Genomic DNA, 24,341 nt, shown 5'->3' on the forward strand with positions numbered 1-24,341 from the left:
ATAAATGAATGGAATTTGTTAAAATCAAATCGGAATTTCAATCACAAACTCTGTTCCTTGACCCGGTGTGGAATTACAGGTAAACGTTCCGCCATGTTTTTCAACAATGATTTGATAGCTAATTGACAATCCTAAACCCGTACCTTTTCCCGGAGGTTTAGTGGTAAAAAAAGGCTCAAAGATTCGCTGTTTCAGTTCCTCATCTATTCCCGGTCCGTTATCGATAATGCGAATAACCGCACACGCCCCAGATTTCCCATTATCAATTAATTCTGTGCGAATCCAGATGGATGGCGTTATAGTTTGCTCACTGTCCCCATTCGCGGGTTGAGAACGCATATCTTTTAGGGCATCAATGGCATTACACAGCACATTCATAAATACCTGATTTAACCCACAAGGATAACAAGTAACTAAAGGCAGTGTGCTATAATCCTTGAACACTTTAATTTCTTGCTTGTTTCCTTTGGATTTTAAACGATAGTAGAGCATGACTAGGGTGCTATCTAGCCCTTGGTGAATATCTATCGATTGCTCTTCGTCTGCTCCAGATAGAGTTTTGAGGGAATAAACAAGTTGGCGCAGACGTTCAGCCCCCATTTGCATAGATGATAGGGTTTTGGGAAAGTCTTCAAGTACAAACTCTAAATCAATTTCTTCTACTTCCTGTTGAATTTCTGGTGCAGGTTGAGGATTATATTTGCTGTAGAGTTGGAGTAAATTTAATAAGTCTGTGGTATACTGTTGAGCATGAGGAAAATTGTTACATAAGAAATTAACCGGATTATTAATTTCGTGGGCAACTCCAGCCAGTAATTTACCTAAAGTGGAAAGATGTTCTTTTTCGATCAACTGTTGTTGCGTCTGGCGCAGTTGATTTAATGTCTCCTCCAGTTGTTCGGCTTGGGCTTTATATTTTGCTTGAGATCGCCGCAAGGATTCTTCGGTAACTTTGCGCTGGGTGATATCGGTGACGAATCCTTCATAGTAGAGTAAATTCCCGTCGCGATCGCGCACCGCCCTAGCATTCTCACAAATCCAGATGATCTGCCCATCTTTTCGATACACCTGGGATTCAAAGTCTGTAACTGAATCGTGCGATCGCAGTTTCTCAATAAAGTCCCGGCGTCGATCCGGATTGACATAGAGTTGTTGTCCAATGTCGGTTAGCGTTTCCAATAGTTCAACTGGGGATGCATAACCATAAATCTTTGCTAGCGCTGGATTGCAGTCAATAAAATGCCCGTCTGGAGTGGTTTGAAAGATGCCCTCGACGGCACCCTCAAACATGCTGCGATATTTCCTTAGGGCTAACTCCATATCTTGACGTTCTGCAATTTGAGTCGCTAATTCCTCATTCAACACTTCTAACTGCCGAGTTTGCTTAACCAAATTAGGACACAAGGGGTTGTCTGACTCCGACCAATCAGGTGGACTGTTAACTAAACGGTCGCTGCTGGGAAGTAACATGGGGTATTGCTAAGCTTATCTGGGCATTACTACTAGCTTCTAGGATTCGGATCACGCTATCAGTGATATGTAGTCCGCAATACTTGTGATTTCAATCACTAAATTGAGTGAGATGAGTTACGTTAAGCGCTACGTGTCTCGACTGCCCTTGATTGTACGGACTGTTGCCAAAAATTGACTCAGGAACGGTAACCCGCCAATAGCAGGTAAAAAGTAACGCGAGGTACACAACAATCCCAAGGCGGCGGCAGTTGCGGGATCTAGATAGTCCTGATAAAACAATACTAATGCGGCATCGCGTGTGCCAACTCCGGCAAAGGTTAGAGGTAACAATCCGGCTAAAATGGCGAGGGGAGACAAGGCGAGATTGACTAGAAATGGAGTCGTCGCCTTCAGCGCTAGGATAAAAAACCAAATTTGTAATAAGTGTAAAAACCAAATAAAAATCGACGTTCCAGTAATTTTGAGAAGCTGACGTTGATCGCGCCAAAAATAGTCATGCATGTCGCCCCAAGAGCCTTGCATTGTTTCTAGTTTGGAGCGCATTTTTTTGGGGGCAATCTTGCGAGCCACGATAAAGAAAAAATAAGCAAATTTTCGAGACGCCAAGAGACAAATTCCCAAGATTAAACCCATTCCAACCGCCGTCGTCATCAGCCAAAATAGCCAATCTTTCGGTTGATAGAGTAATAAACCAAAAACACACCATAACAGCAGGGATAACAGATCACAAGCCTTTTCAAAAATTACCAGCGATAGCGAAAGAGTCCCACTCAAATGACCACGCTGTTTCATGAAATAGGCTTTGGCAATATCCCCCATCTTGGACGGCAGCACCATATTTAAAACACTTGCCGCTAAGATTAACCGATTTGCCTCAAAAAAGCCCAAGCGAGATCCACTGGGCATGAGTTGTTGCAACCGCCAAGAGGTGAATAAGGTTAAGGGAACAACCATTCCCAAGCTTACAGGCATCCAGACGCGATCGCTATTTTGAAAAACGGCAACGAGTTCGGGAAAATCAATTTTTGAGTAAATCACCCCCAGGATGATTAGGCTGACAGCGATTGAAATTAGTCGTTTCATAAATTAATTATTAGTCTTATGTCATTAGTTATTAGTCTTATGTCACAGAACAGTGAACTTAGACTCATGATTCCTACTTTTAAAATTTTCGCTCTAATCGCAGCCATTCATAAGCATCTAGTTTCTTAACCTCATTGGTTAAATCTAACCAGGGCTGTAATTGTCCCCGTTGAAACGTGCGACTCATAACCACATAAATCGAAGTTTGATCGCCTCCTATTCCGGCAGCAATCACGTCTTTCCAGGACTGAGCTTGCAACTCATCGGTGATATGCCACTGTCCATTTTTCCACTCGATCAAGCGACGGAAGTGGAACGGAGCTTTTTGTTTGCCTGTAATTAGCATTTTTTGTAAGAGTTTGCGGATTAAGTTGGGAAAAAAGCGACCCACTGTGAGCATGACAACTCGCAAAATTAGTAAATTTGTGGGGGTCATTTGTTTCTGTTTTGCCCACCCCAACTCTCCTTCAATCATAATTTCATTTTCCTCAACTTTGACTTGATAGGTATCAACTAAATGACCGACAGCATTTTTTATCTTTTTACCCGTTAGGACTTGCAATGAAAATTGAGTGTCAGAGGCGACTAAACGCTTGTCCTGAAACAGTTTAAATACTCCCCCTTTGTTTAAGGCTAAATACAGTTCCGTATTTTGGCGACGGTCAATTAAAACTTGTGCGTCCTTAAACCAAACTCGACCGGGAGAACGGGGAGTGGGTTCAGGTCGAGTTGACACAAAATCGCGCCATGTGAGTAAATAGTTCCAGGTATGGTGACCAATAATGTGATCGTCAGCATAGCAAGGAGCCAGTCCATTTGCCAGTCCAACCATGAAGCGATCGTTAATTTCTAGGGCTTGGGGATACCACTGTCCCACCAGTTCAAAACCATGGGGAAAGAAATTGTACGTATTGCGACTGGTATATTCTCCCCCATAAGAGCCATCCGGATGCACAAATTCTGCGGCTAAATTAACTGCTTTGATTAATGCTTCTTTCAGCCGGGGATCAGGTCTGAGTTGATAAATCCGCGCTAAACACGAAATCGTTAACGTATGGTAACCGGGATCACAACCTTCGTACTCAATAAACCAACCTTCGGGGTTTTGCCAGGATAATACCTGTTCTAAACGTTGTACTCTAGCTCTATCCCATTGGGTTGCTTGTAATAGATTAGACAGTAAGTCTAGACACAAAACAATTAACGCTTGGTGATTAGTCAGGCGTCCACTTTCTTGATGATGGGCTAGCCAATTGGCTCGTTGTTCAAAAAACTTTAAAGCAATTGGATTATTTAACCCTAATTCTTGATAACTGTCAATACAGGCAAGTAGGGAAAATGCCGCTGCGCCTCCGGCTCGTTCATAAGGGAAATAATCATCGCAAGACCCATCCGGATGAGCGCTTTTAGCCGCATAAAGAATTCCGGCTTCTACCCAATCTTGCATCGCTGGTTGTTGGTAGAAAGGATTATCGGATAATTGAGTATTGTAAGCCAATGCCAGAGGCAGAACAAACTCCTGAGCCATTCCACTGGGGAAATCGATAATTTTATACTGCCAGAAGTTGCGGTCAAAACAGCCGTAGGTAGGACTGTGTGGGTTGCGGTCTAGCAGGGTAAGGAGTTTGGGTATTTGGGCAAGGGCTTCGCGGGCAAACAGGTCTTTATTCATTGTCTTATGTCATTTGTCATTTGTTTGTTATACTCTTCAATATCAGCGCGTCGCCGCCGCAGTTGAATATCTTCTAGCAGCTTGCGATTCACCGCCATCAAGTCAGCAATTAATCCAAACATCCACAGTTGAAAGCCAATCAGAATTAAAATGGCGGCGACAATTAAGCTAGGCGCACGACTTCTATCCGGATCAAAGACCACCAACCAACGCACGCACAGAATCAACCCTAAACCGAAAGGAAGCGTCCCCAGAACAATGAAGAACTGGAGCGGTTGATAGGTCAGGAAAATGCGAATAATCGTAAGAATGGAGCGCTGGATATAAGCGGGAATACTCTTAACTAAACGGGACGGGCGCAGGAAATCATTGGTTCTAATTGGCACCGAAGCAATGGCAATGTTTTTCTGTCCCGCCTGAATAATCATTTCTAGGGTATAAGTATATTGGCTAAACACATTCAGTTGCAGCGCCGCATTCCGACTGATGGCGCGGAAGCCACTGGGAGCGTCCGGGATATTGGTTTTACTCGCGATTCGGACTACCCAGCTTCCTAATTTTTGCAAAAACTTTTTGGCGGGAGAAAAATGCTTAATTTGCTGGATGGGTCTAGCACCTATGACAATTTCTGCCTGACCCTGTAGAATAGGTTCGATTAGTTTGGGGATGTCTGCCGCACAGTATTGATTATCGGCATCCGTATTCACAATAATATCGGCTCCCGCCTTTAAACAGGCTTCTATCCCTGCCATAAACCCCTTGGCTAAACCCTGATTATGATCAAAGTTGACAATATGGTCAACGCCACAGGCTTTGGCAACTTCAACCGTTTGGTCGATACTACCATCATTGATAATCAGCCACTCTACTGTATCGACTCCAGGGACTTGGCGAGGAAGTTCTGACAGGGTTAGCCCTAGGGTAGCTTCTTCGTTATAACAAGGAATTTGAATGATTAATTTCATTGCACGTATCGCTAATACAGTTGAGTCATAAGATTAAAATACCGCTTCTTTCTGACAACTAAGTACCTAGACATAAATTCTGTACACTGTACTGATTTGGTATTTTCCTGGAAACCTTCTGCCCGGTTGGTGAGCGCGGCAACTGAGCCTGTCGAAGTTCAGTCGAGCCGCGCTCACGCCGAAGCCCTATCGAACCGGTTGGTGAGCCTGTCGAACCACTGCCTAGTCGCAACTATCCCGTTTATCCTTTGGCTCTAGCTTGCAGCCAGCCCCAACGCAGTACCCAAACGCCTGCTCCAATCAACAGGGCGGCTAAAAGTCCACCCACCCAAACCGGGATACCAACAGCAGGCAATACCCACCACCATACCGCCACAATATGTAACAGTTGAGCGCTGGTCATTTGGTCACCGGGCGGTGGTTCTCCAACTTGCCCTAGGACATCTCGAATATTTGTACTTAAGGCACTGCTAACCTGGCGATAGGCGGCGCCCCAAGCATTAAACAGAGGAGCATAGCTGGGCGAATCCCATAAGGCTCTGGCTCGGTTAATATATCCTCCATCAAGGGCTTCGGCATAGTAGCGTTGAAAATACGATACCAGGGTCGGGGCATTGGCGAGGAACCCGAGTACCGTCAAACCAATTAACCACTTCCACCACCTTTTCCCAATCAGTGCGACTAGCGCCATCAATCCTGGAAGTGCGGGAACTAAAAATCGAGGTCCCCAACTCCAACCGCCAAATTCCCACAAGGAATGAAGTAGCCAATACCCGCCAAATATGCCCACAATGGCTAAGGCTTCTAGGGGTTTAGATTTGAGAGCCTTGCGGAACCCAATAATTGCCAGAATCGTTGGCGGACAGTACCAGATTAACCCCCCTCCTGCGCCGGGACTCAAGATCAAACCGATGAATCGTTCTACCATTCCATCCAGGGTAAATTTCGAGGCATTTTGTCCACTAGATAGTAAACCACCAAACCGCAGGTAGTTATACGCCATAAACAGCATGAACCCCATAATTGTACCCAGTAGGGGACCCAGAGCATTCCGCAGAGGATACCGCTTGAGTAGGAGATAGGCGGACAACACCGGTCCAATCACGATACCTGCTGGTTTTGCGGTCAAGGCTAAACCGGAAAGTATACTCGCACCTGCATGTTCACGACTGGTTTTTCCCAGGGCTAGATAGAGGCTGGATGCAGTTATAAAAGAGAGGAGGGGTTCCGCAAAGAACTCTCGCGAATAGACCAAAGCTGTCGTACCCAAGGCAAAACATAAGGCGGCTAAATACGCCCCTGTGCGACTGCTTCCCAAGCGCAATGCCAACAAAGCCACCAGCGATGTGGTTAAAGCCGTTAATATTACTGATACAACCAACGCACAAACCGCCGATGAATAGTTCGTCGGTATATTGAACCAGTGACCCAACACCAGTCCCACCGCAACAAAGGGTGTGGCAATAATCGGTAATAAGGGATATCGAATTGAGTAATATTGCCCATCGCGACCTAAGGCTCCGGAACCGGGCGGCACGCTAAAATCAAATTCGGTAACTAATGACTTGGAAACATGCAGCATGTCATTGCCATCAAAGCCCCAAATCCCCGGTTTGAGAAATGCCAGATAAATCAGCCCAATGCCGATGGATAGGGCGAACGCCATTTTCCCAACCTGCTGATGCGCGAGTTGCTGCTGGGGACGAGTGGACTCTTGAATCTCGCTGGGATTTACCATAGTATTTCTAAAGTATTCTGGTTATTTTTATAAGTTATTTTCTATTCCGTCGGTTTATCCCGTATTGCTTATTTACTGTCGCTTTTGAGGCAAACCAACTCGATGATTGGCGTGAGACTGAGACTCCCCGATTTTCTTCCAAGAGATTCTAGTATGACAAAGGCATGACACCAAGAGCAACTTATCAGAAGCACAGACAATGGAGTCAACAGATATGAATCAACAGATTGCCTTTATCGGACTTGGCGTCATGGGAGGACCTATGGCGGCAAATTTGGCACGAGAGGGTTACGCGGTTAAGGCGTGGAATCGAACCCCTAACCGTCCGGGTGTGGAGGTGGCGGCTGAGGCGGGGGTAACGGTGGTGTCTTCGATTCGGGAGGCTGTCGCATCGGCAGATGTTATCTTTTCCTGTGTCAGTGATGTTCCTGATGTCAAAGAGGTTCTGCTGGGAACCGGAGGGGTTGCCGAATCAGCGCGTCCAGGTACGCTGGTGATTGATACCAGTACGATTGGTCCAGAGGCGGCGCGTGAAATAGGGACTCAACTGCAACAGCATAACTTGCGCTTTTTGGATGCGCCCATTTCAGGGGGTGATATTGGGGCAAAAAATGGCACGCTGACGATTATGGTGGGCGGAGAGGCTAAAGATTTTGAGGAAAGCAAACCGTTGTTGGAGGTTTTGGGTAAAACCATTCGCCTGTGTGGACCGATGGGGAGTGGTCAAGCGGTTAAACTGTGTAACCAGGTTTTGGGGGCGGTTCATGCGGTGGCGTTGTGTGAAGCGATGCAGTTGGCACAGCAGCAGGATATTGACCCGAACTTAATTGTAGAGGTTTGCAGTACGGGGGCGGCTGGTTCTTGGGCGCTGTCGAATTTAGGACCGAAAATTGCGGCGTCGGATTTCCAACCGGGTTTTATGATTAAGCATATCCTGAAGGATTTAAGATTGGTGCAGGAGACATTAAATTCATCGCCTCAGGAATTGCCAGGAGTGGAACTTGCTGACCGTTTGTTTAAGATGGTTCAAGAGTTTGATAGTGGTAAAGGAGGGGAACAGGGGACTCAAGCAATGATTCGCGCTTATCGGAAGTCCTAGTGCAGCGCGGTGGAAATATGTGAGCAGCTTTGTAGGTGTGGAGGAGCTGGGGGAGCTGGGGAAGCTGGGGAAGCTGGGGGAGATATTAGCTGTTCAGTTATTTCTGCCTTCTTGCAGTAGTGTAAGAAGGCAGAAGGACATAATGTAACAAAAGTTACGCATTTGTAGGGGCGGGTTTAGGGACATTTGTAGGGGCGGGTTTAGGGACTAAATTCAGCTATTCACCGATAACCTCTCAACAAAACCCGCCCTCCTCACCGATAACCTCTCAACAAAACCCGCCCTCCTCACTTCCCCACAGAGTTAGAACTATTACCAGTTTGGATATGCAGTAAGATAGAAAGTTAACGTGAAGCCAAACGCGGCAGTTCATCAATCGTTGTTATTGTTCCCATCCTTAACCAGCAATGACCTCAACTCCTGCCCAATCCTTTGACTGGAATACCTTAGCCTCGGAATTCGCGGGGATAGAAACGATTACTGAACCGACTCAGGTGGCTAAGTTATCTTTAGACTATTACCATTTCAGTCCGGTTCTGCAACCCCTGTTAGAGGATAAGCGAGGGAATCTGGTGGTACGCCCTCAGACTGAAGCAGAAGTTTTACAGGTGGCGCGAATCTGTGTCAAGCACAAAGTTCCCCTGACGATTCGAGGCGCGGGAACCGGAAATTATGGGCAATGTATTCCGCTGTACGGTGGCGTGATTTTGGATACTACCCGGATGAATGGAATTCTTTGGATTAAACCGGGTAAGACTTGTGTGGAACCGGGGGTGAAGTTAGCGGCGTTTGATAAACAGGCGCGGAAAATCGGCTGGGAATGGCGGATGGTGCCTTCAACGTACCGCAGCGCCACGATTGGTGGCTTTATTGGTGGCGGAAGTGGGGGAATTGGTTCAATTAATTACGGGCAATTGCGCGATCGCGGCAATCTTTTGGCGGTGCGTGTGGTTACACTGGAGGACGAACCCCGTGTGATTGAGTTACGGGGAGATGATGTGCAGAAGGTGAATCACGCTTATGGCACGAATGGGATTATTACGGAGTTAGAAGTTCCCCTCGCCCCCGCTTATGCCTGGGTAGAGGTTATTGTTATTTTCGATAACTTTATCACGGCTGCCCAGTTTGGTCAGGCTTTAGGTGATGCGGATGGGTTGGTGAAAAAGTTGATTAGTATTCATGCTCATCCGATTCCAACCTATTTTAGTGGATTGAAGCAATATCTACCCGATGGGAAACACTGTGCTTTATTAACGATAGCGGAGTCTTGTTTAGAACCGTTTCAGGAATTAGTGCGGGAGTATGGCGGGGAAATTACCTATCAAAAATCTGCTCAAGATGGGAGTAAAGGCACAAGTTTAGCTGAGTTTACCTGGAATCATACGACATTACATGCTCGGAGTATTGATTCGACGCTGACGTATTTGCAAACCTTCTTTTTTACATTAGAACGGGTAGAGAAATTGTATGATCATTTTGGGGATGAAGTGATGATGCATTTAGAGTTTCTGCGGGTAAATGGTCAAGCAATTCCAGCCGGATTACAACTGGTTCGCTATACCACAGAGGAACGGTTAAATGAGATTATTCGCTATCACGAAGAACAGGGGGCGTTTATTGCCAATCCCCATACTTATATTCTGGAAGATGGGGGACGTAAGATGATTGATATGGAACAGGTACAGTTTAAGGAACAGGTTGATCCTTATGGGTTGATGAATCCAGGTAAGATGCGAGGATGGGAGGAGAGATAAGAAAGTTCTTAATTTGTCATTTGTCTTTCGTTTCAACCTGAGTGCAAAAGTCAACCCTAAAAATGCCAGTTCAATAATCGAAGCATCGACTACAATTCTGCCAATTGTAACTTAGGCTACTTCTACCTATATAAGGGCGGGTTTTGTTGAGAAGTTATCGGTGAGATATTCTAGAGTAATTCCTAAACCCGCCCCTACATAAATTTATTTTGTCTATGCATGGAGATTATATCATGTTTGTCTAAACCATTATCATTTCCTTTTTTAGGGCAACTTTTTTTATTCTGTCCTATGCGTTATGCTGTACCCAACTATCACAATTAAACCAGACATGATCTTACACGTTGATGCCAAACTCTTTTAGGTAAGAGATATCCAGCGTCCATTCATATTGACTGCGTTCTCGCCAAATCTGAAAACAGTGATCAACATAGTCTTGGGCTTGGTCAAGTGACCAACCATTTACCTTGGCGAGGTGTTGCAGGGCGATTTCTCCGCGTCCTCTGGTATTGGCAAAACCAATATGTTTCACTTCATGGCAAGCCGGACATAAAGCAATTAAACGCATCAGTGTTTGGATATGATGTTGGTCGTCGTAATCCCAAATCTCATGACATTCAACAGGATGATTGGTTCCGCGCCCTTGACAAACTTCGCAGTGATAATTGGCTTGCTTATAGGTAAGACGTCTGAGTTTATCCCAATCGCTTTTGGAGACATTGGATCGGACATTGGTATACCAGCATGTGGATGGCACTAATTCGACGGTAAGCAATGGCTGGGTCATGTTAAAACGTTTTTGTTATCGATAGAGTGTAATTATAGTTTAATTAGACTAATTTAGAACTAAAACACAAAAATGCACAGTTTTATCCCTCCAGAACGCTTCTTTCCTTATCTTACCTGGACAGATATCAAAACTATGCCCGATAAGGAAAATGTGGTGATTATTCAACCCGTTGGCGCAATTGAACAACATGGTCATCATTTGCCCTTAGTTGTAGATTCGGCGATTGGTGTGGGGGTTCTGGGGAAAGCCCTCGCCCAACTGGAACCGACTATCCCCGCTTATGCATTGCCGAATTTATTTTACGGGAAATCGAACGAACATTGGCATTTTCCCGGAACGATTACCCTCAGCGCCCAAACCTTGCTGGCGGTGTTAATGGAGGTTGCGGATAGTATTTATCGGGCGGGATTCCGTAAATTAGTGCTGATGAATTCCCACGGTGGACAACCTCAGATCATGGAAATTGCGGCGCGAGATATTCATCAAAAGTATGGCGATTTTCTAGTATTTCCTCTGTTTACCTGGCGGGTTCCCAATGTGGCGAAAGAGTTAATTTCAGCTAAGGAGTTGGAATTGGGAATTCATGCGGGAGATGCGGAAACGAGTTTGATGTTATCCCTATTACCGGAACAGGTGAAAATGGAACGGGCGGTGGCTGAATATCCTCAAGGATTACCGGAGGATAGTTTATTGAGTATGGAGGGGAAGTTACCTTTTGCTTGGTTGACGCAAGAATTGAGTCAGAGTGGGACATTGGGTGATCCCACACCCGCCACCAAAGAAAAAGGCGATCGCATCCTAGAGTCTTTGGTATCCGGTTGGGTAAAGGTAATCCAGGATATCTATCGGTTTCGTCAACCTCAAGGTAAGTAAGGGAACGTGCGATCGCGCGAGTTATGAGTTAGTCTATCTCTGGATGTTGGGTGGGGTGAGGGGATTCGGGGGGATGGATTTCGCGATCGCCCCTCGTTTCACTATTTAACCGCTTCATCAGCCAAGTTAGGATGGCTCTCCCGTACTTAGGGTGATAAATAAAGTCTTATGAATTAAGCCAAAGTCCCACGGTGTAATGCTTGTAGGTTGGGTTTCCTTCGTCAACCCAACCTACAATTTATTCCAGGAGTGAGTCGTCTTTAGAGGACTTAAGCTTAAACTTTTGGTTCCTTGGGTTTGAATCCAAGGTGGGAGGACAGTGATAGGTACAAAATGTTAGTCATAACCAATACAAAAATCCGCGATCGCTACCTTGTCGCCAACGCCGCTAACCTCTGTAAAATCTGAAGGACAGGATATAACTCATTCTCTGGTCGATATAGAGAGAACTCTGTGGAAAAGGTATATTGGGGTATCTCACCGAACAATACTTTAATGAACATAAAATGACTACCATTCGTGACTAATCCAAAAGTGGGTTGCTCAGTATTTGGATTTGCCATCATGTAAAATAGGGTTTGCGCTGTTGCATCTTTTAGAGCAAATCCGGCTTGTTTTGACTCAACAACCGCAACCCATAGTTGTTGCTGTAACAACAAGATATCAATTCGCCCCCAAACCGTTCTTTCTCTAGTCTCTATCGCTACATCTACCCGTTTTTCCAAGACTGGATGTAGCGGAGGACGGTAAAATCCTGCGAGTGATAGTAGGGGCGAAAGTACCACCATTTTTACCAAATCTTCTAACATTGGATATTTGTTGAGATAGAGAAACTCTGTTTTGACCCGATCTAAGGTTTGCTTTTCTAAATCGTTGAGTTCTGATAAATTGTCCTGCGCTTCAGGGAAGAAGGTAGAATCGTCTAGAACTTGCCGAAGATTGAATTGGTTTTCAACCTGTGCCAGTGTTAGTTCATGGGCAGGGATAACTTGTGTCATTGCTGCTGTCAGTGTTATTCAAGAAAACGATTACCTTATTTAACACCTTACATACAATTGGCTGACCCTTAATTGGTGCAAGATTGTAGTTAAGGCACAGAAGCGTCTGTGCGGGCAGATTAGATTACTGTAACTCCAGAGGTGCAAGTGTTGGTGGATAATTAGTGAGATTTACCTGAAGCGTGTGACCCGATTCAGGATTAAATAGGATAAGTCACCAAAAATAGTAACCTTTCGTGTCTGACAAGCCTAAACCGTCTCGTTCCCTTGCTGGAATTGCCTCAATTGTGGCAATTGCCACCCTGATTAGTAAAATTTTTGGCTTAGTCCGTGAACAAGCGATCGCGGCGGCGTTTGGTGTGGGTCCGGTGGTGAATGCTTATGCCTACGCTTACGTGATTCCAGGCTTCCTGCTGATTTTACTGGGTGGGATAAATGGTCCGTTTCACAGCGCCTTGGTGAGTGTGTTGGCAAAACGGGATAAATCGGAAGCCGCCCCTCTGGTGGAAACGGTGACGACTCTGGTGAGTGGGATATTGTTGCTGGTGACGATTATCTTAATTCTATTTGCGCCCACCTTTATCGATATCCTCGCCCCAGGATTAGAGGAACCCGCGCGATCGCTGGCGGTGCAACAGTTGCAAATTATGGCACCGTTGGCGGTTCTGGCGGGGTTGATTGGGATTGGTTTTGGGACGCTGAATGCTTCGGATCAATATTGGTTACCTAGTGTTAGCCCGTTATTTTCTAGCTTGGCGGTGATTGCGGGGTTGGGGATATTGACTGTCTATTTTAGCGGACAAGTGAATACCCCAGAGTATATCCGCCTAGGTAGTATTGTGTTAGCTGTGGGGACTCTAGCCGGGGCAATTTGGCAATGGGTGATGCAACTGATTGCCCAGTCGCGATCGGGAATGGGGCGGTTACGGTTACGGTTTAATTGGCAGCTTCCAGGGGTGAAGGAGGTGATGCGGGTGATGGCACCAGCGACGCTATCCTCTGGGATGTTACATATTAATGTGTATACCGATCTGTTTTTCGCCTCGTTTATCCCCAATGCGGCGGCGGCGATGCGCTATTCCAATTTTATTGTGCTGACGCCTCTGGGAATTATTTCTAATATGATCTTGGTGCCGATGCTGCCTGTATTTTCCCGGTTAGCGGCGCCGGAGAATTGGGTAGAGTTGAAATTGCGAATTCGTCAGGGATTACTGTTGACGGCTTTGACGATGTTACCGCTGACGGCGATTTTTATCTCTCTATCGGTGCCGATTGTTCGAGTGATTTATGAACGCTATGCCTTTGGTGCAGAGGCTTCCCAGATTGTCGCCCCGGTACTGATGGCGTATGGATTCGGCATGTTCTTTTATTTAGCACGGGATGTTTTGGTTCGGGTATTTTATGCCTTGGGGGATGGGGAGACGCCGTTTCGGATTAGTATTGCCAATATCTTTATTAATGCCCTGCTGGATTATTTGTTGGTGAATGCCTTTGCCACACCAGGTTTAGTTTTTGCCACGATTGGCGTCAATATTATTTCGATGAGTTGGCTGTTGTGGGTGTTAAATCGGCGGCTACATGGCTTACCGTTAGGGGAATGGGGGATAGCGCTGGTGGGGTTAGCGGGGAGTAGTGTTGTGGCGGGATTGGGCAGTTGGGGAGTGAGTTGGGGCTGGCAACAGGTTTTGGGGAGTGAGAATTTACTGCTACAAGTCTTACAACTGAGTTTGGCGATGTCGGTGGCGTTGGGGATTTTTGCAGTTTTGGTTGCTCGGTTGAAGTTACCGGAAGTGGATATTTTGGTGAGTCGTTTGCGTCAAAAGTTGGGGAAATGAACAGCCCAGGTTTTATTATTGGAGGATGTAGGCACGGTGAATCAGCTTGAACATTATTAAGTAGGTTGGTGGAAATAAACTCAACCATGTTAAGTTATATAAATAACCCTGAAACCCTTACAAATGACGTAGCTTGCTTCTCGCGAAGCGAGTTCTCCACCGTTAACTTTAATTGTCCCCACCTACTTATATTTAGTGTTTGTCAACAGTCTTTTAAGCTGAACCGTTGCCATGTCTGAACGGCGGATTGCGATTTCCATTCAAAATATCCTGCTCATTACTGCTACCGTTTTGCTGCTGCTGCTGCTGTGGCAACTCAGTAGTCTGTTGGTGATCCTGATGATTGCGGTGGTTCTCGCCGCCACCTTAGCCCCGATCATCAATAGCGCCCAACAGTTGGGAATTCCTCGCTGGTTAGCTGTTCTCCTGGTCTATTTAGGCTTACTAACCATTTTAGTTGGAGTCGGAGTGTTAATTGGACCAACCGTGGCACAGCAAATCCAGCGCCTGTTTCGCCGACTCCCTGACTATCTAGAAGTGTTAGAATCCTTAATCGACCGTTTGGCAGTGCGCCTGGGTATTAGCGAACCCATCATTAGTCAAATTTTTGATACCCAAACCCTCACCAATTGGGCAATTCGTTCCAGTCAACAACTCGTTGTCCGATCGTATGGGGTAACGCGGGGGTTTCTGGGTGGTATTCTCAGTGTGATTCTGGCGTTATTTCTATCGGGCTATATGCTATCCGGTGCGAAACGCTTAATTAAAGGGATTGTGAGTTTATTCCCCAAACCCTGGGATGATCGCTTGGCGGCGCAGGTTAAACCAGTGAGTCGGCGCATGGGTAATTATATCCAGGGACGAGTGTTAGTTTCCGGGATTTTAGGAGTTGCCATTACCATTGGTTTAAAAGTTTTGGGGATTACTGAATTTGCTTTAGGTTTAGGTGTGATTGCCGGGGGAACCAATCTGATTCCTTTTTTTGGTCCCGTTTTGGGGGCGATTCCGGCGTTGATTGTGGCAATTGCCCAAGGAGGGTGGACGTTTTTATGGGTATTTCTCCTGTTTGTGATTATTCAAAATGTGGAAACTTATGTGCTTGATCCCCTTTTAGTTGGTTCTTCGGTGAGAGTTCATCCCTTGTATCAATTGTTGGCGGTGGTTGGTGGCGCACAGGTGTTGGGAATTATTGGGGCGTTAATTGTTCCCCCTTGGATAGCCGGGGCGTCTGTTTTGTTAGAGAATCTCTACCTGCAACCCAAACGACAGGCGGAACAGCAAGCCGCAGCACTATCACCACCATCTAGGGAAGAAACTCAAAGCACTCTATCGATGAAAGGTTAATATTAATATGAAGTTCGTTTCTTTTGTCCGGGTGCGGATTGTCCGGACGCTATTTGTGGCATTTATGGTTGGTTGTTTACTTGCCGTTTTGCCCAGTTTAGCTCAAAATAATTTCAATCAAACTAATTCCATTCAAACTAATTCTACAGCACCGATTATGCTGGATGGGCGCAAGGTTTTTGAAGTGACTCCATCTGAACAATACAGCGCCCAAGAACGAGCTGAGTATGTGAATCAAGTTCTCCAAGAACTGGTGGAAACGGCGGAAAGTCCTATAAGTGTTGAACTCACTTCTAAAGATAAAATACCCGTAATTGAGATTGATGGGCAGCATTTGGTTTCTGTAACATCAGATGATACACCAGAAGGAAGAAGTCCTAAAGAACAGGCTGAATTTTGGCGAAAAAAACTGCAAACGGTTATTCAAAAGGCACAATATGAGCGCACACCAATCTATTTGATTCAAGCTACCCTGCTCTCAATGGGTTGCATATTACTGGCGATCGCATTGAGTTGGCTACTCGGTAAGCTTTGGTCTGATTGGCTGAAACCTCAGTTGGATAAAGAGGCGGCGGAGTCAGCCCCCCTAGAGGGAACGAAACAGGCGAACAGCCCCAAGTTCGCCGGACAAGTTCTCCTGACACTCATCCGATGTGCTATCTGGGTGTATGCACTGATTTATATCACTACCCAGTTTCGCCAAACCAGAGAATTAAGTCACATCCTTACTGATACTTTAATTGCTAGTTTAACCTCAGACATTATTCCCTTAGGAGATAACTCCTATTCGGTGTTGAAGTTATTAATCCTGATCAGCTTATTTGTCGGGCTGATTATTCTGGCAAAAGTGATTAAACAAGGCTTGCGATCGCGGATTTTACGGTTCACGGGTTTGAGTCGTGCAGCACAGGAAACCATTGCGATTATTTTCAATTATGCCTTTATTTTTATCAGCAGCCTTGTCTTATTACAGTTATGGGGTTTAGATATTAGTTCCCTCACCGTATTTGCGGGTGTGTTGGGGGTGGGTATTGGCTTGGGATTGCAGGGAATTGCTAAAGAGTTTATTAGCGGCTTGGTTTTAATCTTTGAACGTCCTATTCAAGTTGGCGATTTCGTCGATGTGGGCGGATTGATGGGAACGGTGGAATATATTAGTGTTCGCAGTACCGAAATCAAAACATTAGATGATATTTCAGTTATTATTCCTAATTCCCGATTTTTGGAATCGGAGGTGATTAACTGGTCGCATCACAGTGCAGTATCCCGATTAAAGATACCTGTTGGTGTGGCGTATGGCTCAAACCTAAAGACGGTTAGATGTGCTTTGATTGATGCGGCAAAAGAACATAGTGATGTTCTACCTCAACCGATACCCAGAGTTTTTTTTAAGGGATTTGGTGATAGTTCTCTCGATTTTGATTTGTTGGTTTGGATTAGTGAACCTCGCAAGCAGTTCCAAATTAAGAGTGACCTTTATTTTCGGATTGAAGTAATTCTCCGCCATCGAGATGTGGAAATTCCCTTCCCGCAACGGGATCTTCATGTTCGTTCGGGGAATTTACCAGTCGATATTTCTCCGCAATTAGTCGAATCATTAGCGCAACTATCCCAGAGTTTGGCAAAGTGGCTAGATCAACAACCAACAGCTAATCCGCCGCGAGATGGTAATGGTAAAGGAAAAAATTAACGTCATTTGTTGGTTTTTGATGAGGGAATTTTACAGGACAAGGTAGCTTACTGCTTCTAAAAAAAATCTGGATACAGTTTGATTACAGCTACCTATCCCAGTAAGCTGTCATGCATTTAAATTGGGTATTAGTAGCGAGCAAGATGCAAAGCCTGCGGCATGGCTTCGCTAAAGCCTGCGGCATGGCTTCGCTAAACGCACTACAAGGATTTCGTTATTATTGACATTAAGGTTTAAATGCCGAACAGCTTAAGCTTTAGCTTACTTGAGCTTTCAGCCGGAAATTTATTTCCCGGCTAGACTAAACGTGCATTGACGCAATAAGCGGCATTCATCTGATGTCCTAATGATCCTGGCGACTGCTATAAAATAAAAAAGAACAGATAAAACTCAATTTAATCATCCGTGGCAACCGACTCCTCGAATCACACACCCAAGCAAGTTCTAGTTTGTCAACATCGTTCCTGTCAAGCCGAAGGTTCAGCCGATGTCTTGGCGGCGTTTGAGGAAGTGGCTAAGGATACAGACTTTAAGATAAAAGGCACCGATTGCCAAGGACAATGTAGTTGTGGTCCGACGGTGCGAGTTGTACCGGAAGAAACTTGGTATTATCGGGTTCAACCCAGTGATGTCCGCCGGATTGTGGAACAACACCTGAAAGAAGGGAAACCCGTTGACGAAAAACTGAATCCGAGGATTCATCTGCGGTTTGGCTTTTGAGATTATTCGCGTAACACATAACCAACCCCCCGCACCGTTTGCACTAAGGGCTTGGAGACCAAGCCCCTACGGGTTTGCTGGGTTAATTTGATGATTCGCGCAACACATAACCAACCCCCCGCACCGTTTGCACCAAGCGCTTTTCCCCATTGGCTTCTAGTTTCAGGCGCAAATAGCGCACATAAACCTCAATAATATTAGAATCCCCCATAAAATCATACCCCCAGACTCGTTCCAGGATTTGGTCACGGGTGAGAACCTGGCGAGGATGGGAGATTAGATAATCGAGTAAATCAAATTCCTTAGCCGTGAGTTCAATTAGGCGATCGCCCCGATAGACTTCACGGGTGGAATGGTTTAAGCTTAAGTCAGCAAATTGTAAGGTATCCGGGTCTTCCTCCTGATTCCGTCGCAGATGCGCCCTGACTCTAGCTAACAACTCCTCCAAACTAAAGGGTTTCACCACATAGTCATCTGCACCCGCATCCAACCCCGCCACGCGATCGCTCACTTCATCCTTAGCCGTTAATAATATAATTGGCACCTTATCCCCTGTACTCCGCAGACGGCGACAAATCTCTAACCCCGATACTCCCGGTAACATCCAGTCGAGAATCAGCAAATCCGGCTGCGATTCCCGCGCTGTTGCTAAACCCGCGAACCCATCCGGCGCTACGCTGACTTGATATCCTTCATATTGCAGTTCCAGTTCGATAAACTTGGCGAGTTTTGCCTCATCTTCCACAACTAAGATATGGTGCGTCATTGCTTGGACTTGGAGATTGTGAAAATACTACTATAACTAGGGCTTGCTGAATCAGCATTACTAAGAAATATTAACAAGCGTCAAATGGCTCTCCGGGAGTTATGGTGATAAGGAAAAGTTATTGAATTTGGTCAAAGGCTTGCTGGAGAAGGATTTTCCTGTTCCCTGTTCCCTAAAAACTAGAGTTTCCACCACAAGTACCAAAGAGCCAAATTGGTCGTGCAGATGGTACTGGTACAATCTATGTTGTCAGTCCCAATTTCCCTGATCCGGTTAATGGATTGCCTGAGTAGATCACTGTGAGTAATTGGGTTAATTTCGCCTAAGTAGGGGAGCAGCCGAGATGAATTTTAGGGACAGAATTTACCACAAAGTCATCTCGGCTCTACTCACTGTACCGACTCTGGAGAGTTGGCTAGTGACGGTTTTTATGTTATTGATTATTGCTTTAACTTGCTTACCAATAGGGTTTTATTCTGGGCTTTTAGAGATTAGGATTTTACCTTTATCTTTCCTAGGCATTGTCAAAATTTTAGTGAGTCGCTTCTTTTTTCCCTGTTTTGCCGAAGAGCTGCTATTTCGTGTCCTCCTCCTGCCCAGACCAACCCCTAATAATCCAGTCAAGATCCAATTTACTATGGCTTTTCTCAGCATAGTTCTTTATGTTATCGGTCATCCTATATTTGCCGCTTTATTTTACCAAAAAGCATTCGGAGTTTTCACGAATCCCGGTTTTCTGTTGTCAACGCTAATTTTAGGAATCACCTTGACGATTTCCTACTGGCACTCTCGCTCAATCTGGTCCCCCATTGTAATTCATTGGATAGTTGTTGTCGTTTGGCTACTTATATTCGATGGATATTCAAAATTAGATTTATAGTATCTGGAATACTATTCCAATTTCGGTACGCGCCAGAGTTTAATTGTTTTATCTGCACTCCCACTAACTAAGGTTTCTCCATCTGGGCTAATCGCGATAGAATTAACAGAACTTAAATGACCCTTTAGTGTGCGAATTAATTGTCCTGTGGCAAGATGCCAGAGTTTAATCGTCTTATCTGCACTCCCACTGGCTAAAACTTGACCATCTGGACTAATTTCTAAAGCATTCACAAAACTTGAATGTCCTGTCATTGTGCGAATTTCTCGTCCTGTGGCTAAATTCCAAAGTTTAATCGTTTTATCCGCACTCCCACTGACTAACGTTTTCCCATCTGGACTAATTTCCAAAGCGTTGACTGAACTTGAATGCCCGGTTAGCGTGCGAATTAATTGTCCTGTGGCTAAATCCCAAAGTTTAATCGTCTTATCCGCACTCCCACTGACTAACATTTTCCCATCTGGGCTAATTTCCAGGTAATTCACTGAACTTGAATGTCCGGTTAGCGTGCGAATTAATTGTCCTGTGGCTAAATTCCAAAGTTTAATCGTCTTATCCGCACTCCCACTGACTAACGTCTGCCCATCTGGACTAATTACCAAATAATTGACAAAACTGGAATGCCCAGATAAGGTTTGATTTTTTTCCTGAGTAACCAGATTCCAAACCTGAATGTTCTTATCGCCACTTCCGGTAACCAGTTTATCCCAGTCCGAATTAATCGCAAAGTAATTAACAGGCTTGGTATATCCTGTAAGTTGGCGAATTTCTTGACCTGAAGCTAGATGCCAAAATCGGATGGTTTTATCTGCATTTCCACTAACTACCATCTCTCCATCTGGACTAATCATCAGGTAATTAATATAACTAGCATTTGCATTAATGGTTTGAGCCAGTTCGATAGATTGATAGGTAGCAATTTCTGCCGGAATCTGAGGTTCTATTTTCCTCAATTGATAAACTCCAACACCAACGAATAACGCTAAAGTTCCTAACCAAAACCATTTGTTTTGAGCGATTAAATGTTTACACTGAGAAAGCTTAGAAATTATCCCATATTCCGCTTGCGGCACCGTTGCTATTTGCATTTTTGTCTTACTGGGTAATTGCGGAGACGAAGATAGGGGAGTGGAAATAGACGATAATGAAATAGTGGCTAATTCATCGATAATGTCCTGAGTTGTCTTATGCCGAGTTGCTGCTGTCGGTGACATTAGCTTATCAATTAGGTCAGCTAATGGTTTTGAGATACTTGAAACCTGTTCGCGCCAATTACAGCGATCAGTTAATGGGTCATACATACTCGGATCAGTTACCGATTTTGCAGTTAACAAATAGACAAATGTTCGACCCAAGGCATAAAAATCGGACTGGGGAACCGCATGACCTTTTTCTTGTTCCGGTGGCGTGTACCCCGCTGAACTAATTTTAGTAACATTCCCAGCACCACCCACTTCTGCTAAATAGGTATAGGTTAATTCTCTCGCTGTACCAAAATCTATCAACACCAATTGACCCGTGGGGCGCAGCATGATATTTTCGGGTTTAATATCTCGATGGAAATAGTTTTTTCGATGAACCAAATGTAAAATTTCAACCAGTTGTTTTAACCAATTGAGTGCCTGTGATTCGGAAATGGGATGATTTCCCTGTTGTCGCATCCACTGCTTTAAATTCAGTCCCTCAATTTTTTCCATGATGATACAGTGCAGCGGTTCTCCACCTTGAGGAATAACCTGAAAATATCCATCGGATTCAACTTGAGGAATACCGGGATGATTAAGCTGACTTAATACGGCGGCTTCTTGTTGAAATAATTCGATAACCTTAGGATTGGTATTGTGCTTAGGTTTGAGAACTTTTAAGATTTTGGGACGAGTTCCTTGGTAGGCTTCATACACCATCCCAAAGCCACTGGTATCGCTGAGGAGACGCATCACCTGATAGCGCCCTTGGATTAACAACGATGAGCCACAATTGCGACAAATTCGATTGTTGAGGTTACCTGGATCACTGGGTTCAGGACATTGGGGGTTGATACAGTAGCTCATATCTCGCTACAGCTATGTCACGAAAGATCTTTCCCTGATCTTAGGATGCGGATAAGGATGCTGGGGAATATTCCTCGATGAACGATTAAAATTTCTATCGAAACTGCTAAGATGTAAAAAACTGTTTCAAAAGAAGCTGAATTGAGTAATATTTTATGAGTGGTGTGGCTGCCTACGACTGGCAATCACCGCCGTGCGATCGCTCCCACAGAAATAATCCCTCTGTAGCGCCACTGACGGTTTTCTGCGACTTCGATGGACCAATTGTCGATGTCTCTAAGCGCTATTACACCACCTACAAGCTAGCACTGGCTGATACGCGATCGGCTTATCAAGCCCAAGGAATCACGTTACCGATTCAACAGCTTGAAGCCCAGCAGTTTTGGGAGATGAAACAGGATCGGGTGGCGGATGAAGACATTGCCCTATGTTCTGGTGTACAAGGGGAACAATTTGAGTTTTTCCTATCACGAGTCTTAGAAATTGTCAATCAGCCCTTACTGTTACATCTGGATAAGCTGCAACCGGGAGTGCGGTGGGCATTAGCCAGACTCCATTCTCAAGGTATCCGGCTGGTATTGGTGACGTTACGCTGTCAGGAACAAGCGACACAAATTTTGAGAAATTACGGGTTGACTCGTCTGTTTAGCGGTATTTATGGAACTTACGACGATCAAGCCGCCTATCGGAATAATGTTGAACTCAAGCAACAACTTTTAGCACAAGCCTTAACCGAACAGGTTTGTCTTTCACTACAGCCGCAGTCGGCGTGGATGATTGGTGACACAGAGGCGGATCTCCTCGCCGCCCAAGCGGTATCTATTCCGACTGTAGCGCTTACATGTGGGATTCGTTCCTATCGTTATCTCCAGCAATTCCAACCCACTCACACTTGCTATGATCTGCTGGCAGCGGCTGATTATCTTTTGGGAAAGATGAAGTGAAAACAGATGATGATTGCCTATATGCTGGCTAATCCAGAACGAACGCAGCCTACCTACGGCTAAACGGAAGTCGTTCACCCGATTTAGGACTGTTCGAGTAAGTGTATCTGTTCCCACCAACGACTCAGGGGATAATACACCACAGGTGCCCACAAACTACTGAGAATCGCTGAGGATAGGGCAATACGCTGGTGATCTATCCAAATTTCTGCTAACGTGCGATCGCCCATAAAACTGTACTGAATTGCTGTCACCGTCTCCGCGACAACCGCCATCCCAAATACAATTAGCGCCACGGAAATAAAATCTTCCTGAATATATCGCTGCTTCTGCATTCGAGCTGTTAAAATTCCCACTAACACTAGACTCAGGACATGAGTGGGTTCAGGGGCAGTTATCCCATCTTGAATCAAACCCAATGTTAACCCTGCCATCGCCCCCTGAAAAGCGGTGCGTTTGATACTCCAGGCAACCACCCAAATTAACAACCAATTCGGGGCAATTCCTAGCAATTCCATGCCCGGTAACCGAGTGGGTAAAGCCATCACACATACAAGGACAGAACCCGCCGTTACCGTCCAGTTGAGTAGTTGACGAACTTGGGGGGAAAACTGGGAAAGGTTAAAAATGTTGTTCAAGGGTTTCTTCTGTGCTATCCTCAATGAGCTTTGCCTTTTTTTGACCTCCATTTCACCGCCCAAGTATCACATCTAGGTTTTTGTTGATTGGTAATCCGGCTAAATTTCCAAGTACAAAAACTTACTCAAAAATTTCCAAAATTCCCAAAAATCGATTATACCCCTGAGAGATGGGGAATTTATGGTATCCGTTTTCGCACCCTGGTTACTCTATTCGGGATCAACCGTCCTTGATTGGGGATAAACAATCACCCACTCCAAGGCATCTAAAGGCGCTGTTAACTCAATGACAGCTTCGGGGGCTGGACTTTTATCCAAGTTGACTGACTCCACCCGTCCTAACGGTAACCCAGCAGGAAACAGTTTGCTCACGGGTGAAGTGGAAACCGCATCTCCCCGACGGACATCGGGTACTTTGTCAAAAAACTGCAACACCGCCCGATTTGAACCTTGTCCTCGAATAAACCCCATGCTACGGCTACGGCTAATCACCGCCCCGACTCGGCTAGTGGCGTCACTGATTAGTAGTACGCGACTTGTATTCGGCGTCACATTAACAATCTGACCCACTAAACCGCCAGGTGCCATAACAATTGAATGCACCTTTATCCCATCTCGACTCCCTCGACCCAAAGTTACATGTTGCCACCAGTGACCCGCACTACGCCCGATGATTGGGGCAAGAATTCCTTGCTGGTCTTTGGTTTTAGAATAATTCAGCAGTTCTTTGAGTTTTTGGTTTTGGCTCTCAAGTTCAATCTGACGCTGTTGGAGTTCCAGAACCTTGGCATTTGTCAGACGCTCTTCTTGTGTTGGTTCTGATTGTAAGGGGCGGGTCAATAACTGATAAGCCTCAAAGAGAGCTGCACCCTGAGTTTGGCGAACGAACCAAGCAAGGCTTAGAGTTAGTCCCCCCAGCACAACAGCGACTCCATGTTTGTCCCACCAACGACGCAATATATACATAACCTGTCCAGTATTCGTTCAGCTTCCGGCTGATGCGCCAGAGTTGCAATAGTGCAGTTGAC

At 45.3% G+C, this 24,341-nt stretch carries 20 protein-coding genes; 9 read left to right on the plus strand and 11 right to left on the minus strand.

Annotated elements, in window-relative coordinates; genetic code table 11:
• Window positions 1-24 precede the first annotated feature (24 nt).
• The 5 genes from RH949_RS17850 to RH949_RS17870 form a co-directional block, all read right to left on the minus strand.
• Complete coding sequence (locus RH949_RS17850) at window positions 25-1,470, minus strand: sensor histidine kinase (RefSeq protein ID WP_446354961.1); 1,446 nt, start codon at window positions 1,468-1,470, stop codon at window positions 25-27.
• A gap of 129 nt (window positions 1,471-1,599) precedes the next feature.
• Window positions 1,600-2,556, minus strand: a complete 957-nt coding sequence (locus RH949_RS17855) for a lysylphosphatidylglycerol synthase transmembrane domain-containing protein (protein WP_006102690.1) — start codon at window positions 2,554-2,556, stop codon at window positions 1,600-1,602.
• 79 nt (window positions 2,557-2,635) lie between these two features.
• Window positions 2,636-4,228 (minus strand): hypothetical protein, encoded by a 1,593-nt coding sequence (locus RH949_RS17860; protein WP_446354963.1) that lies wholly within the window; start codon window positions 4,226-4,228, stop codon window positions 2,636-2,638.
• Window positions 4,225-5,193 (minus strand): glycosyltransferase family 2 protein, encoded by a 969-nt coding sequence (locus RH949_RS17865; RefSeq protein WP_006102628.1) that lies wholly within the window; start codon window positions 5,191-5,193, stop codon window positions 4,225-4,227. Before RH949_RS17865 ends, RH949_RS17860 begins: the two co-directional genes overlap by 4 nt.
• Window positions 5,194-5,434: 241 nt before the next feature.
• Entirely contained in the window at window positions 5,435-6,931 is a 1,497-nt protein-coding gene (locus RH949_RS17870; RefSeq protein ID WP_446354965.1) for a hypothetical protein, read from the minus strand.
• 214 nt (window positions 6,932-7,145) lie between these two features.
• Here RH949_RS17870 and RH949_RS17875 point away from each other — a divergent pair, with 214 nt between their 5' ends.
• Both RH949_RS17875 and RH949_RS17880 read left to right on the plus strand, forming a co-directional pair.
• A complete protein-coding gene (locus RH949_RS17875) occupies window positions 7,146-8,030 on the plus strand; it encodes an NAD(P)-dependent oxidoreductase (protein ID WP_198016519.1) in 885 nt (294 codons plus the stop codon).
• A gap of 407 nt (window positions 8,031-8,437) precedes the next feature.
• Window positions 8,438-9,784 carry an FAD-binding oxidoreductase gene (locus RH949_RS17880; RefSeq protein WP_446354968.1) on the plus strand — a complete coding sequence of 449 codons (1,347 nt, stop codon included), beginning with the start codon at window positions 8,438-8,440 and terminating at the stop codon, window positions 9,782-9,784.
• A 337-nt stretch (window positions 9,785-10,121) separates the two neighbouring features.
• On the opposite strand, the gene RH949_RS17885 is transcribed toward RH949_RS17880, so the two are convergent.
• On the minus strand, window positions 10,122-10,571 hold the full coding sequence (locus RH949_RS17885; protein WP_446354970.1) for an HNH endonuclease: 450 nt from the start codon (window positions 10,569-10,571) through the stop codon (window positions 10,122-10,124).
• A gap of 72 nt (window positions 10,572-10,643) precedes the next feature.
• Between RH949_RS17885 and RH949_RS17890 the strand changes: the two genes are divergently transcribed.
• Window positions 10,644-11,447, plus strand: a complete 804-nt coding sequence (locus RH949_RS17890; protein WP_446354972.1) for a creatininase family protein — start codon at window positions 10,644-10,646, stop codon at window positions 11,445-11,447.
• Between the two features lie 368 nt (window positions 11,448-11,815).
• Here RH949_RS17890 and RH949_RS17895 read toward each other — a convergent pair whose 3' ends face one another.
• The gene (locus RH949_RS17895) at window positions 11,816-12,445 is read right to left on the minus strand and encodes a restriction endonuclease subunit R (protein ID WP_446354974.1); all 630 of its coding nucleotides are present in this window, start codon (window positions 12,443-12,445) and stop codon (window positions 11,816-11,818) included.
• 236 nt (window positions 12,446-12,681) lie between these two features.
• On the opposite strand from RH949_RS17895, the gene murJ reads away from it, so the two are divergent.
• From murJ to RH949_RS17915, 4 genes are all read left to right on the plus strand, one after another.
• Window positions 12,682-14,280 carry a murein biosynthesis integral membrane protein MurJ gene (gene murJ, locus RH949_RS17900; protein WP_446354976.1) on the plus strand — a complete coding sequence of 533 codons (1,599 nt, stop codon included), beginning with the start codon at window positions 12,682-12,684 and terminating at the stop codon, window positions 14,278-14,280.
• A gap of 231 nt (window positions 14,281-14,511) precedes the next feature.
• Window positions 14,512-15,624 (plus strand): AI-2E family transporter, encoded by a 1,113-nt coding sequence (locus tag RH949_RS17905; RefSeq protein ID WP_446354978.1) that lies wholly within the window; start codon window positions 14,512-14,514, stop codon window positions 15,622-15,624.
• 7 nt (window positions 15,625-15,631) lie between these two features.
• The gene (locus tag RH949_RS17910) at window positions 15,632-17,314 is read left to right on the plus strand and encodes a mechanosensitive ion channel family protein (RefSeq protein ID WP_446354980.1); all 1,683 of its coding nucleotides are present in this window, start codon (window positions 15,632-15,634) and stop codon (window positions 17,312-17,314) included.
• 405 nt (window positions 17,315-17,719) lie between these two features.
• Window positions 17,720-18,034, plus strand: coding sequence for a (2Fe-2S) ferredoxin domain-containing protein (locus RH949_RS17915; RefSeq protein ID WP_006102794.1), 315 nt, complete (start codon window positions 17,720-17,722; stop codon window positions 18,032-18,034).
• An 82-nt stretch (window positions 18,035-18,116) separates the two neighbouring features.
• On the opposite strand, the gene RH949_RS17920 is transcribed toward RH949_RS17915, so the two are convergent.
• Window positions 18,117-18,800, minus strand: a complete 684-nt coding sequence (locus tag RH949_RS17920) for a response regulator transcription factor (RefSeq protein ID WP_006102617.1) — start codon at window positions 18,798-18,800, stop codon at window positions 18,117-18,119.
• 430 nt (window positions 18,801-19,230) lie between these two features.
• Between RH949_RS17920 and RH949_RS17925 the strand changes: the two genes are divergently transcribed.
• Complete coding sequence (locus RH949_RS17925; protein ID WP_446354983.1) at window positions 19,231-19,680, plus strand: CPBP family glutamic-type intramembrane protease; 450 nt, start codon at window positions 19,231-19,233, stop codon at window positions 19,678-19,680.
• An 11-nt stretch (window positions 19,681-19,691) separates the two neighbouring features.
• Here RH949_RS17925 and RH949_RS17930 read toward each other — a convergent pair whose 3' ends face one another.
• Window positions 19,692-21,731 (minus strand): protein kinase domain-containing protein, encoded by a 2,040-nt coding sequence (locus RH949_RS17930; protein WP_446354985.1) that lies wholly within the window; start codon window positions 21,729-21,731, stop codon window positions 19,692-19,694.
• Window positions 21,732-21,886: 155 nt separating this feature from the next.
• On the opposite strand from RH949_RS17930, the gene RH949_RS17935 reads away from it, so the two are divergent.
• Window positions 21,887-22,675, plus strand: a complete 789-nt coding sequence (locus RH949_RS17935; RefSeq protein ID WP_006102731.1) for an HAD family hydrolase — start codon at window positions 21,887-21,889, stop codon at window positions 22,673-22,675.
• An 83-nt stretch (window positions 22,676-22,758) separates the two neighbouring features.
• Here the strand turns inward: RH949_RS17935 and mreD are convergent, their stop codons facing one another.
• Together mreD and mreC are read right to left on the minus strand one after the other, a co-directional pair.
• Window positions 22,759-23,304: a rod shape-determining protein MreD gene (gene mreD, locus RH949_RS17940; protein ID WP_198016524.1), complete on the minus strand. Its 546-nt coding sequence runs from the start codon at window positions 23,302-23,304 to the stop codon at window positions 22,759-22,761.
• Between the two features lie 219 nt (window positions 23,305-23,523).
• A complete protein-coding gene (gene mreC, locus RH949_RS17945) occupies window positions 23,524-24,279 on the minus strand; it encodes a rod shape-determining protein MreC (RefSeq protein WP_006102760.1) in 756 nt (251 codons plus the stop codon).
• Between the last annotated feature and the right edge of the window lie 62 nt (window positions 24,280-24,341).

This window comes from Coleofasciculus sp. A1-SPW-01, assembly GCF_040217205.1.
GTDB classification, from domain to species: Bacteria; Cyanobacteriota; Cyanobacteriia; order Cyanobacteriales; family Coleofasciculaceae; genus Coleofasciculus; species Coleofasciculus chthonoplastes_A.